Source organism: Natroniella sp. ANB-PHB2, from assembly GCF_046097105.1.
Lineage (GTDB): Bacteria > Bacillota > Halanaerobiia > Halobacteroidales > Halobacteroidaceae > Natroniella.
On sequence record NZ_CP175562.1, the window covers coordinates 293705 to 306743 of the forward strand.

Genomic DNA, 13039 nt, shown 5'->3' on the forward strand with positions numbered 1-13039 from the left:
ATGGATTAATGGATTTAGTAGCTGATTTACATACTCATACGATTGCTAGTGGTCATGCTTATTCTACTGTTAAAGAGATGGCAGCAGGTGCTAAACAGAATGGAGTTGAGATAGTGGCTATCACAGATCACGGGCCAAATATGCCTGGGGGGCCACATTACTATCATTTTGGTAACTTAAGAGTTCTTCCAGAAAGAATAGATGGTATTAGAATCATTAAAGGGGTAGAAGCTAATGTATTTGATGGGTGGGGCCAACTGGATTTGCCGGTTGAAGTATTGGCTAAATTAGATCTTGTCCTGGCTGGTTTTCATATTGGGGCTGGTTATAATCCACGCAGTAAAGAAGAAAATACTGAGGCAATGATCAATACAATACGTAATCCAGTGGTAGATATTATAGTTCACCCTGGTAATCCAGAATATAAAGTTGAGATTGATGAGGTATTAGAAGTTGCTAAAGAGGAGCAGACTTTATTAGAGATAAATAATAGTTCTTATTATAGTCGGCCAGGTAGTAAAGAAAGGTGTTTAGAGATTGCTAAGAAGGCTAAGGAGATAGGTCTTAGGCTTTCACTAGGTACTGATGCCCATTACTTTGAGCAGGTTGGTAAGTTTGATTTAGCTTTGGAGTTGGTTAAGAAAGCAGAATTGACAACAGATGATATCTTAAATACCTCTGCCCAACAAGTTCTAGATTTTATTAATACCAAAAGAGAGGTAAAAGAAGGATTGTTGGAGAGAAAATAGTATTCATTTGTTGAAAAAGAGATAAAATATTATCGGGGTGAATTTGATGCGGTTGAATGCTGATTATCATACTCATACCCTTTATAGCCATGGTAAAGGGAGTATTAGGGAGAATATAGAGGTAGCGATCACTGAAGGGTTAGAAAGAATAGCTATTTCTGATCATGGGCCAGCTTGTTATGGGTTTGGGGTCAAAGATGCTGCCACCTTCCTGGAAATAAAAAGGGAAGTAGATAAGTATGATCGGTTATATCCAGAGATTAAGGTCTTGACGGGAGTAGAAGCAAATGTGATTAGCTTGGATGGTAAATTAGATCTACCACGATTTATTTTAGAAGAATTGGACGTTGTATTGGTAGGTCTACATCTACCGATCAAGCCACTAAGTTGGCGAGATGGAGTAGGGATTATCTTTAATAATTTGATTACTTATAAATTGGGGTTGAAAGCAACTACAATTAGAGAGAAGAATACCGGAGCTTTAATTAATGCTATGCATAATTATCCGATAGATATTATCACACACCCAGGTTATCGAATCAATATTGATACTCAAATGTTGGCCCAAGAAGCAGCTAAGAGTGATACAGCTCTAGAGATAAATGCCAGCCATGGCTATTTAAATGAAGAGTTTGTAAAGGTTGCAGCTGATGAAAATATAAAGTTCAGCTTAGGCAGTGATGCTCATAAGCCAGCTGATGTAGGGCGAGTAGAGCCAGCGTTACAAGTAGCTAGAAATGCTGGGTTAGGTGTGGAAGATATTATCAATGTTGTTTAAAAGACTAAGAAATGAACATTGCTAAAATGACAGATATAAGTTGCTAGTTTATTAATTCGGGAAGTAATGGTATAATTAAGATTAAGCTTTGATTTAAGGTTAAATAGGAGCTATTTAAAATTTACAGGTTACAGTTTATAATTAAATTCAAGTTTTAATTAAAGAAGGTACTACTTATGATTTGTAGTTATCTATCTAATTGGGTGGACTTAACTAATAATTATTAATTAGAATGGGAGGGGCCAGATGGAAGATAAGCTTGATTTTGTAATCATTACTGGAATGTCGGGGGCAGGTAAATCAGAGACAGTTAAAATTCTTGAAGATGTTGGTTTTTTTTGTGTCGATAATCTCCCACCTGCTTTAATCACTAAGTTTGCAGAGTTATGTCGGCAGTCTAAAGGGGAGATAAACCAAGTAGCCTTAGTGGTTGATATGAGGGGTGGAGATTTTTTTGATAATCTATTTGCTGAGTTAGCTAAATTAAAAAACATTATTGCTGATTATAGAATTTTATTTTTAGAAGCAGAGACAGAAATATTAATTAATAGATTTAAGAAGACGAGAAGACGTCATCCGTTGGCCCGGCAAGGAAGAATTTTGGAAGCTATTAATTTAGAACGTGAAAAATTAGAAAAAATAAGAAGGAAATCTCACAAGATTATTAATACTAGCAGTTTAACTCCTAAGGAGCTTAAGAAGAAGATTCAACAAGATTTTATTGAAAGAAAGAATGAGAGACAGTTAAATCTGTCAGTTTTATCCTTTGGATTTAAATATGGAGTACCATTAGATGCTGATTTAATGTTTGATGTCAGATTCTTACCTAATCCACACTATATTGATTCATTGCAACCACTAACTGGAAAAGATAAAAAAGTACAGGATTATGTATTGAAATGGCCGATTACTCAAAAGTTTAAATATAAATTGTTTGATATGATTAGATTTTTAATACCTCAATATATTAAGGAAGGGAAGTCTCATTTGATGATTGCTATAGGTTGTACAGGTGGTAAACATCGTTCTGTTACTTTAGCTGAAAAGCTATACCAAGAGTTAAAAAATGAATATAATGTATTGATTGAGCATCGTGATTCTGACAAATAGGAGTGTGATGGATGAAGGGGTTTAAGTGGTTTTATCCTGGTTTGAAATTTAAAAGGTGGTTATTTGTAATTACGATTGGGGTTATTTTAGTCGGAGTTGGAGTAGCAGTAGTTGTCAGCTTTCAATCGTTAAGTTTAGTTGAAGGTTCAGTAATTAATTTTTTAGACAGTTTAGTTGGTGATTTGGCTGACTTAATTCACAAATTAATTGGAATTAGTTTGATTATAGGAGGAATTTTAATAGTTTTGCTGGGGACTAGAAAGATGGTTGATTCTATTTTAGAAGCTGTATTACCTGATAGAGAAGATGATTTAGTTGAATTATTATATCAAAAAAGGTACTTAAAGAAAGGGCCAAAGATAGTTGTTGTTGGGGGCGGAACAGGGCTATCTACCATGCTAAGAGGCATAAAGAAATTTACTAATAATATTACTGCTGTTGTAACTGTTGCTGATGATGGAGGAAGTTCAGGGGTTTTGCGGGATCAACTAGGCATTTTACCGCCAGGTGACATTAGAAATTGTTTAGTTGCTTTAGCAGATACTGAACCATTAATGGAAAAACTATTCCAATATCGTTTCAATAAAGGTGATGAGTTAAAAGGGCACAGTTTTGGTAACTTATTTATAGCAACTATGTCTGAGTTATTGGGTGATTTTGAACAAGGAGTAAAAGAGTCAAGTAAGGTATTGGCTATTAAAGGGCAGGTTTTGCCTTCTACTTTAGAAGATTTACATTTATCTGCTAAGTTAAAAGATGGCACAATTATTACTGGTGAATCGCAGATACCTAAAGTTAAAGGTGAAATTCAAGAGGTCTTTATTGAGCCAGCTGATAGTAAACCTTTACCTGAAGCCTTAACTGCTATTAAAGAAGCAGATGCAATTGTGTTAGGGCCTGGTAGTTTATATACCAGTATTTTACCTAATTTATTAGTTGAGGAATTAACAGCTGAGATTAAAAAGGCAGATGCTTTTAAATTATATGTCTGTAATGTAATGACCCAGCCTGGTGAGACAGATCATTATACAGCTGGTGATCATGTACAGGCATTATATGATCATGTAGGAGATCAAATTGTTGATCATGTGTTGGTCAATAGTGAAAAAGTAGATCTAAGTTTGATTAAAAAGTATGCTCAAGAGGGAGCAGAGCCGGTAGAGGTAGATTTAACTAGATTAAAAGAACAAGGTGTTAAGGTGCTTCATGAACCTGTAATTAGTCAATCTAATCTGGTTAGGCATGATTATGATAAATTAGCTAGAGTAATTATGAATTTAATTATTGAGGGAAAGAATAATTATTTTTAAGTATGTAAGCAGTAGAAGGTGGGAGAATGTATGTCATTTACAGATGAAGTTAAAAATGAAATAGCAAGGCGAGATTTTGATGATAAATGTTGTAGGTTAGCTGAATTGGCAGCTTTAGTTAAAATTAATGGTAGCTTAAGAATTGATAATCAACAATTGGCTTTGAAATTAGAGAGTAAGAATGCTGCTGTTGCAAGAAGAATTTATAGATTATTGCAGGAACAGTTTGATTTTTTTACAGATATAATAGTTAGAAAAAAGATGTATCTGGATAAAAAAAATTATTATATTATCAGAGTACCACCTCAGCCAGGAGTTAGAGAAATCTTAGTTGAATGTGGTTTAATTACAGGTAAGTATCAACTTAATCATCAGATCAAAGAAGAATTGATAGTTCAAGATTGTTGTGCAAGATCTTATTTGCGTGGAGTCTTTTTAGCTACTGGTTCGGTAAGTAACCCTGATAGTGAGTATCATTTAGAGTTGACGGTTAATTCTAAGGAATATGCGGTACAGTTGCAGAAGTTATGTATCAAATTTGAGATTGATTTAAGATACCGATCTAAAAATGGTAGTTACTTATTATATTTAAAAAAAGCATATGATATTATTAAAGTAATGAATTTGATTGGTTCTGATTGGGCAGTATTACAGTTTGAAAATGCTCGTGTTTATAAAGAAGTCCGTAATCGAGTTAATCGAATTGTTAACTGTGAAACGGCTAATTTAAATAAAACAGTAATTGCAGCTCAAAATCATTTAGAAGATATCGAGTTGATTGATAGTTTGCAAGGTTTAGATAAATTACCAGCTAGTTTGCAGGAAATAGCAGCGTTGAGGAGGGAAAATCCTTATTCCAGTTTAAAGGAGTTAGGAGAATTATTAGAGCCAACTTTAAGTAAGTCAGGCGTTAATCATCGTTTGAGAAGGATTAAAAAAGTAGCTGATAAATTAAAGAAAAGTTAGTGTCAGTAGAAAAATAAATTTTATAGGGCAGATCCCAGTGTTGGCCCATGAAGTTAGGGCTAATACGAGGCTTGCCCTTACATAAATAGATTATTTTATAAAAGAAAGGCTATATTTAATTTATTTGTATTATTAAAAAAGTTATTTTTTTTGCAGGAATTATATTCTTTGCCTAGAAGATTTAGAAGTGGAATAAAATTAGCTGCTGTCTAACTTTATTTTTATCCGCATTGGGACAAATAAATACTACCTGGACATATATGTCCCAATCATTTCTAAATTAATAAAATTTAAGAAGTAAATTAGAAGTATTTAAATATTAAGAGATTATATTTCCAGTATATTAAATACTTAATTATGGAGATAATAAGCATCAGGTATTGATTGAGATTTAACTTGGGGGATCTTGTATGCTAGATTATTTTAAATTACAACAAGAGATAGCACCGGAATTGATTAAGGTTATTGAAAAAAGATATGGTATCTTGAAGAATATTTCTCGATTGGAGCCGATTGGTCGTAGATCTTTAGCTAATAAGCTTAACTTAAGTGAAAGAACTGTTCGTAACCATTTGGCTTTTTTAAAAGAAAAGGATTTTATTGAAACTACTGCTGCTGGTACTAAAATTACCCTTAGTGGTGAGAGAATATTGTGGCAACTAGATGGTTATATTAAAGAGCTAAGAGGAACTGCAGATTTAGAGCGTCAATTAGAAAAACTCCTAGGAGTAGATGTTTATATTGTTCCCAGTGGCTTAAATACTGGTCAAGCTCAAGAAGAGTTGGGAAGGTTTGCTGCTGATTTTTTAAAGGATTTAATCTCAACAGATGATATTATTGCTGTAACTGGTGGGACTACCTTAGCTACTGTAGCTGAAATGATGCTGCCTTGTCAAGAAGATTTAGATGTTACAGTAGTACCAGGCCGAGGTGGGTTAGGAGAAGGAGTTGAAATTCAAGCAAATACTATCGGAGCTAAAATCTCAGATAAATTGGGGGGAGAGTATCATCTATTACATATACCAGATAATTTAAAAGAAGAGACGATTTCTAAGTTGATTACTGAAGATTCAATCCAGGGAATTCTAGAACTTTCTAAAAAGGCAGATATCTTAATTCATGGAATAGGAACTGTAGAAGTAATGGCCCAAAGAAGAGGTATGACAACTGTTAAGGCTGAACAATTGAAGCTGTCTGGAGCTGTTGGAGAAGCTTTTGGCTATTATTTTGATCAGGCAGGGGAGATTGTTTATTCAACAACAAGTGTAGGGTTAAAATTATCTGAATTGGTTAAGATAAAAAAAGTAATTGCTATTGCTGGAGGTAAGAGCAAAGCAAAAGCAATCTTAGCTGTTGTTTCAGCGAAGCATCAGGATATTTTGATCACTGATGAAGAAGCTGCTAGAGCCATTTTAGAGTTAGCAAGTAAAGCTTAAAAAATCATCTACAAGGAAATTAAAATTCATAAGGAGGACTTAAGATGAGTAAAAAAATTGCAATTAATGGTTTCGGTCGTATTGGGCGAGGTTTTTTAAGATTAGTTGAAGAAAGAGGAGAAGATGTAGAGATTGTTGCTATCAATGACCTGACTGATGTTGAAACTTTAGCTTACCTATTACGATATGACTCTGTACATGGTCGTTTTGATGGATCTGTGGAAGTTAATGGAGGTAACCTAGTGGTTAATGGTAAGGAAATAGCAGTTAGTGCAATTCCTGAGCCTACTGAATTACCGTGGGCTGAAAAAGATATCGATGTTGTGATTGAGGCTACCGGTGTGTTTAGAAAGAAAGAACAAATAGCACAGCATTTAGAAGCTGGAGCGAAGAAGGTTCTTTTAACAGTACCAGCTAAAGATGAAATTGATAATACTATTGTACTTGGTGTTAATGATGGTGATTTATCTGATGATGATAAGATCGTTTCTAATGCGTCTTGTACTACTAACTGCTTAGCTCCATTAGCTAAAGCTTTAAATGACGAATTTGGAATTGAGAAGGCTTTAATTACTACCGTACATGGTTATACTGCTACTCAAGCTATCTTAGATGCTCCTTCTGGAAAGTTAAGAAGAGGTAGAGCTGCTGCTGAGAATATTATCCCAACGACTACTGGTGCTGCTATTGCAACTACTAAGGTGTTGCCTGAATTGGAAGGTAAGATTGATGGTATGGCAATGAGAGTTCCAGTTCCTAACGGTTCTTGTGTTGATGGGGTCTTTACTTTAGGGAAAGATGTTACGGTAAAAGAGGTAAATGCTGCATTGAAAGAGAAAGCAGAGGGCGAAATGAATGGTATTTTAGGATATACTGAAGAAGAACTTGTATCTCGTGATATTATGGGAATTAAACATTCTTCTTTAGTAGATGCTAAATCTACAATGGTTGTTAATGGGAATATGGTTAAGATTATTTCTTGGTATGATAATGAGTTAAGTTACACTAATCGAGTTATTGATTTAGCACTTAAATTGTAGTCCAGCTAATTTTAGGGTCAGAAATTTCTGACCCTAAAATAACTTGCAAATTAGTGATTGGTAGTTAGTAACTGGTGACTAGTAACTGTTAATTAGTAATTAGTTACAAATTACTAAGAAAGTTATAACTGTGGAGGTGTAAATAATGGATAAAAAGATATTAAAAGATCTAGATGTCAAGGATAAAAAGGTGTTGGTACGAGTTGATTTTAATCTGCCATTAGAAGATGGAAAAATAACAGATGATACAAGAATTGAAGCTGCGTTACCGACAATTAATTATTTGATTGAGCAAGATGCTAAAGTTATCTTAATGAGCCATCTAGGACGACCAGGCGCTGAAGTTAAAGAGGAGCTAAGATTAGATCCAGTTGCTCAGGTATTATCTAATAAATTAACTCAGGCAGTTATTAAGACTGATGATACTGTTGGAGATGAGCCACAAGAGGCAATTTCTAGAATGAAAAATGGTGATGTATTGTTGCTGGAGAATACTCGATTCAATCCTGGTGAAAAGAAAAATGATCCAGAGTTTGCTAAACAGCTCGGTCAATTAGCAGATATTTATGTCAATGATGCTTTTGGAGCTACTCATCGTGCTCATGCATCTACAGTAGGAGTTACTGATTATGTTGATGAAGCTGCGGTAGGATTTTTAATTCAAAATGAATTAGAAACGATGGGCCAAGCGGTTGAAAATCCGGGCCAACCTTTTGTAGCTATTATCGGTGGAGCAAAGGTATCTGATAAGATTGGAGTAATTGAAGCATTATTAGAAAAGGTTGATGCTTTATTAATTGGTGGTGGAATGGCTAATACCTTCATTGCTGCTCAAGGTTATGAAACTGGAGATTCTTTATTAGAAGAGGATAAGATTGATTTAGCTAAGCAGTTGATTAAACAGGCTGAAGCTAAAGGAGTCAACTTAGCATTACCTATTGATGTAGTTGTTGCTGCTGATTTTGCTGCTGATGCTGAACATAAGGTAGTGGCAGTTGATGCAATTGAGTCTGGCTGGCAAGCATTGGATGTTGGCCCGGAGACAGCTACTAATTATAGTGAGATTATTAAGCAAGCAGGGACAATTCTCTGGAATGGGCCAATGGGAGTTTTTGAAATGGATAACTTCGCTAAGGGAACCAATCAAGTTGCTCAAGCTTTAGCAGACTCTGATGCAACTACAATTATCGGTGGTGGAGACTCGGCAGCAGCAGTCAAAAAAGCTGGATTGGAGAATGAAATGACTCATATTTCCACCGGTGGAGGAGCATCGTTACAATTTTTCGAAGGGAAGGCGTTGCCTGCCGTGGAAGCACTAGATGACAGATAAGAAAAACAACTAATATTAAGCTAAAAATTAAAATAAGAGATTAAACACCACAACTTACGATCAGTCTAAATGCTTGGACTGATAGAGAAAGATATCTAACTAAGAACTTACAAAAGTGGAGGGATAAGTTATGCGTAGACCATTTATTGCAGGAAACTGGAAGATGAACAAAACAGTTGATCAGGCAGTAGAGATGGTAACAGAGTTAAAAAAGTTAGTATCTGGGGTTGAAGATGTAGATATTGCTATCTGTGCTCCAGCAGTTAATTTATATCCTATGAATGAAGTAGTTGCTGATACAAATATTGCTCTTGGTGCTGAAAATATATACTGGAAAGAGAGTGGAGCTTACACTGGAGAGTTATCTCCAGCAATGATCAAATCTGTCGGCTGCCAGTATGTAATTATCGGTCATTCTGAACGAAGAGAGATTTTTGGTGAAAATGATCAATTATTAAATCTAAAATTAAAGACTGCTTTTGCTGAAGATCTAAAGCCAATTTTATGTATTGGAGAGAAACTGGCAGAAAGAGAAGCAGGGGCTTACTTTGATAGAGTGAAATTCCAATTAGACGCTGGTTTATCAGGAATTGAAGCAGAAAATGTAAAGGATATGGTAATTGCTTATGAACCATTATGGGCGATTGGAACAGGAGAGACTGCTACTCCAGAACAGGCTGAAGAAATAATCAGCTTCATTCGTGAGAAAATTGCTAAGCTATACGATCAAGCAACAGCAGAAGCCATTCGGATCCAATATGGTGGTAGTGTTAAACCACATAATGTAAAAGAGATTATGGCTCAACCGAATATTGATGGAGCATTAGTAGGAGGAGCTAGCTTAGAGGCTGAATCCTTCTCTAAAATCATTAAATTTTAATAATAGTCCAATTAACAATTAAAACGCAATCTCATATAAGCAAAGGCATCTAAAAGGCTTGTTTTTGTCAATTGTTTATATTGTTTATCTGTACTTGAGTATGCTATTATAGAGGAAGGAGAGATAATGGTGGCGATACCTAAACCGCTAGTGTTGATGATATTAGATGGATTTGGTCTTAATAAAGAAGATAAAGGAAATGCAGTTAAAGCAGCTGACACTTCTAACTTTGATAAACTATTTGCAAACTACCCAACTACCACCCTTGATGCTGCTGGAGGTGCAGTTGGATTACCAGAAGGGCAGATGGGTAATTCAGAGGTTGGCCATCTTAACTTAGGTGCAGGAAGGGTTGTTTATCAAGACTTTACAAGGATTAATAAGTCTATTGAAGAGCAATCCTTTTTTAAGAATGAAGTTTTATTAGAAGCAATTGACAATGTAAAGCAGAATAATAGTGCCTTACATTTGATGGGGCTGTTATCTGATGGAGGCGTACATAGTCATATTGAACACTTATATGCTTTGTTAGAATTAGCCAAGCAAAATGAGGTGAAAGAAGTTTATATCCATGCACCACTGGATGGAAGAGACGTACCTCCAGCTTGTGCTAAAAAGTATATCATAGCTTTAGAAGAAAAGATGTCTGAGTTAAATACAGGTCAACTAGCAACAGTCGGAGGTCGTTATTATTATATGGATCGTGATCATCGTTGGGAGAGAACTAAGAAAGTTTATGATGCGATCTGTTTTGGAGAAGGAGAAGTGGCTACTACCGCCTTAGAAGCAATTGAGAATTCTTATGCTGTAGACAAGGAAGATGAGTTTGTATTACCTACAGTAATTGTTGATGAGCAAAAAGAGCCAGTGGCAACTTTACAAGATGATGACTCTATTATCTTCTTTAACTTTCGGCCTGATCGAGCTCGTCAACTGACTAGAGCCTTGAATGAACAGGAATTTGATGGGTTTGAGAGAAAAGAGCATCCTAAAGTTTATTTTGTTTGTATGACTGAATATGACGAAACAATTGATGTTCCAATTGCTTTTCCCCCGGTAGAGATCAAGAATACTTTGGGGCAAGTGTTAGCTGATCATGACTTAAAACAACTAAGGACTGCTGAAACTGAAAAATATGCCCATGTAACTTTCTTTTTCAATGGGGGAAAAGAGTCTCCAAATCAAGGAGAAAGTAGGGAGTTAATCCCTTCCCCAGAAGTTGCTACTTATGAGCAAAAACCTGAAATGAGTGCCTATGAAGTAACAGATAATTTAATTGAACAGTTCAAAGAAGAGGACTATGATGTTGTAATTTTAAATTATGCTAATCCTGATATGGTAGGGCATACCGGTTATTTTGATGCTGTTGTTGAGGCCTTAGAGGTGGTTGATGAATGTCTAGGTAAGGTAGTTGATAAGGTAAGAGAGTTAGAGGGGGCAGTCTTAATTACATCTGATCATGGAAATAGTGATCAGATGATTGATTATGAAACTGAAGAGCCATTTACTGCTCATACAAACAGTCAAGTTCCTTTAATTTATATTAATGATCAGCAAAGAGAGGTAGAATTGATTGATGGGGGTAAATTAGCAGATGTTGCCCCTACAATGTTAGAATTGCTAGGTATTGAGATGCCAGAGGAGATGACTGGCAAGCCATTAATTAAGGATAAAAAATAAATTTAATTTATAAAAGGAGGAATAAAAATGTTTGAAAGTACTACAATTGAAGAGGTATATGCCAGAGAGATTTTAGATTCTAGAGGGAATCCAACTGTGGAAGTAGATGTTTATTTGACTGGAGGTATTTATGGTAGAGCTGCTGTTCCTTCAGGTGCTTCTACTGGAGAGTATGAAGCAGTAGAATTAAGGGATGGAGAGGAACGTTATCGTGGTAAAGGTGTTCAACAAGCAGTTAATCATGTTAATGAAGATATAGCTCCTGAAATTTTGGGAATGGATGCTACTCGACAGGTTGAGATTGATAGATTAATGATTGAGTTAGATGGTAGTAAAAACAAAGGTAACTTTGGTGCTAATGCTATTTTAGGAGTATCACTAGCAGTAGCTAAAGCAGCTGCTAATGCCTTAGGACTACCTTTATATCAATATTTAGGTGGGGTTAATGCTAAGGAGCTGCCAGTACCAATGATGAATATTTTAAATGGTGGAGAACATGCTGATTCTGCTGTTGATGTGCAGGAGTTTATGGTGATGCCTGTTAACTTTGGTACTTATAGCGAAGCATTACAGGCAGGAGCTGAAATCTTCCATGCTTTACATGATATTCTTGCTGAGCGAGGAGATGTAACTGCAGTTGGTAATGAAGGTGGATTTGCTCCTCGAGAAATAGAAGGTACTGAAGGTGCAATCGAGGTGATTTTAGAAGCAATTGAGAAGGCAGGATATACTCCAGAACAAGATATTAAATTGGCCTTAGATGTTGCTGCTACTGAGCTATATGAGGATGGTATTTATAACTTTAAACGCGAAGGGATAAAAAGAAGTAGTGAAGAGATGGTTGAGTTTTATAAAGAATTAGTTGAAAAGTACCCAATTGTATCGATTGAAGATGGATTAGATGAAGATAATGATTGGGATGGTTGGGTTAAATTAAATGATGCCATAGGAGACAAGGTTCAATTGGTTGGTGATGATTTATATGTAACTAATACAGAGAGATTAGCAAAGGGAATTGAAATGGGAGCTAGTAATTCAATCTTGATTAAGGTTAATCAGATTGGAACATTGACTGAGACCTTAGATGCAATTGAGTTAGCAAAGAGAAATAACATGACTGCTGTTGTTTCTCATCGTTCAGGAGAGACTGAAGATGATACAATTGCTGATTTGGTTGTTGCTACAAATGCAGGTCAGATTAAGACAGGTTCTACTTCCCGTTCTGATAGGATGGCCAAGTATAATCAGTTATTAAGGATTGAAGAGGATTTAGCGCAGGCAGGTCAGTATAATGGATTAGCTAATTTTTATAACCTTTAATTAATTTATATAGGGTGTAGGTTTTCCTACACCTTTTATCAATTGCTTTTTTGACTTGGATATGTTAAAATTATAGATGGATTTTTAACTAGGAGGTGCAAAAAGTGCCGATTCTTAAAGTGCTTCTAATAATTGTTTCAATTGTTTTAATTGCTGCAGTATTATTGCAGTCTGGAAAGAGTGCTGGGCTGTCTGGAGCAATTGATGGTGGAGCTACGTCCATGCTTGGAGGGAAAGGTAAAGCGTTAGATGGTTTTTTGAATAAGTTAACGATAGCAATGGCTGTTTTACTTATGCTGTTACCCTTAATAATAGCAGCTATTCAATAGTTAATTTAGTTAAACTCTTGGTTGGATTTTTATCTGGCTAAGAGTTATGTTTTTTAATACATAAATTTAGCTGAACTTAGGAATAATAAATCAGTAGAACTAAGAATGGGG

The 13039-nt window shown here is 35.4% G+C and carries 12 protein-coding genes; all 12 read left to right on the top strand.

Translation table 11 applies throughout. The features are described 5' to 3' along the window. Positions 1 to 8 precede the first annotated feature (8 nt). The 12 genes from ACKF5P_RS01490 to secG all read left to right on the top strand — a co-directional run bounded on the left by ACKF5P_RS01490 (position 9) and on the right by secG (position 12928). Positions 9 to 749 (top strand): phosphatase, encoded by a 741-nt coding sequence (locus ACKF5P_RS01490; RefSeq protein ID WP_408955751.1) that lies wholly within the window; start codon positions 9 to 11, stop codon positions 747 to 749. Positions 750 to 795: 46 nt separating this feature from the next. Continuing rightward, on the top strand, positions 796 to 1527 hold the full coding sequence (locus ACKF5P_RS01495) for a PHP domain-containing protein (protein WP_408955752.1): 732 nt from the start codon (positions 796 to 798) through the stop codon (positions 1525 to 1527). 246 nt (positions 1528 to 1773) lie between these two features. Next, the gene (rapZ, locus tag ACKF5P_RS01500) at positions 1774 to 2637 is read left to right on the top strand and encodes an RNase adapter RapZ (RefSeq protein WP_408955753.1); all 864 of its coding nucleotides are present in this window, start codon (positions 1774 to 1776) and stop codon (positions 2635 to 2637) included. Between the two features lie 11 nt (positions 2638 to 2648). Then, the gene (gene yvcK / locus ACKF5P_RS01505) at positions 2649 to 3947 is read left to right on the top strand and encodes a uridine diphosphate-N-acetylglucosamine-binding protein YvcK (RefSeq protein ID WP_408955754.1); all 1299 of its coding nucleotides are present in this window, start codon (positions 2649 to 2651) and stop codon (positions 3945 to 3947) included. Positions 3948 to 3977: 30 nt separating this feature from the next. Further along, positions 3978 to 4913 (top strand): DNA-binding protein WhiA, encoded by a 936-nt coding sequence (whiA, locus tag ACKF5P_RS01510; RefSeq protein ID WP_408955755.1) that lies wholly within the window; start codon positions 3978 to 3980, stop codon positions 4911 to 4913. Positions 4914 to 5323: 410 nt separating this feature from the next. Next, a complete protein-coding gene (locus ACKF5P_RS01515; RefSeq protein WP_408955756.1) occupies positions 5324 to 6349 on the top strand; it encodes a sugar-binding transcriptional regulator in 1026 nt (341 codons plus the stop codon). A 44-nt stretch (positions 6350 to 6393) separates the two neighbouring features. Continuing rightward, positions 6394 to 7389 carry a type I glyceraldehyde-3-phosphate dehydrogenase gene (gene gap, locus ACKF5P_RS01520; RefSeq protein WP_408955757.1) on the top strand — a complete coding sequence of 332 codons (996 nt, stop codon included), beginning with the start codon at positions 6394 to 6396 and terminating at the stop codon, positions 7387 to 7389. 145 nt (positions 7390 to 7534) lie between these two features. Further along, positions 7535 to 8719 carry a phosphoglycerate kinase gene (locus ACKF5P_RS01525; RefSeq protein ID WP_408955758.1) on the top strand — a complete coding sequence of 395 codons (1185 nt, stop codon included), beginning with the start codon at positions 7535 to 7537 and terminating at the stop codon, positions 8717 to 8719. 130 nt (positions 8720 to 8849) lie between these two features. Then, the gene (tpiA, locus tag ACKF5P_RS01530) at positions 8850 to 9599 is read left to right on the top strand and encodes a triose-phosphate isomerase (protein WP_408955759.1); all 750 of its coding nucleotides are present in this window, start codon (positions 8850 to 8852) and stop codon (positions 9597 to 9599) included. 126 nt (positions 9600 to 9725) lie between these two features. Beyond that, positions 9726 to 11279 carry a 2,3-bisphosphoglycerate-independent phosphoglycerate mutase gene (gene gpmI, locus ACKF5P_RS01535; RefSeq protein ID WP_408955760.1) on the top strand — a complete coding sequence of 518 codons (1554 nt, stop codon included), beginning with the start codon at positions 9726 to 9728 and terminating at the stop codon, positions 11277 to 11279. A 27-nt stretch (positions 11280 to 11306) separates the two neighbouring features. Continuing rightward, complete coding sequence (gene eno, locus ACKF5P_RS01540) at positions 11307 to 12599, top strand: phosphopyruvate hydratase (protein WP_408955761.1); 1293 nt, start codon at positions 11307 to 11309, stop codon at positions 12597 to 12599. Positions 12600 to 12703: 104 nt separating this feature from the next. Then, positions 12704 to 12928, top strand: a complete 225-nt coding sequence (gene secG, locus ACKF5P_RS01545) for a preprotein translocase subunit SecG (protein ID WP_408955762.1) — start codon at positions 12704 to 12706, stop codon at positions 12926 to 12928. The last annotated feature ends 111 nt before the right edge of the window (positions 12929 to 13039 follow it).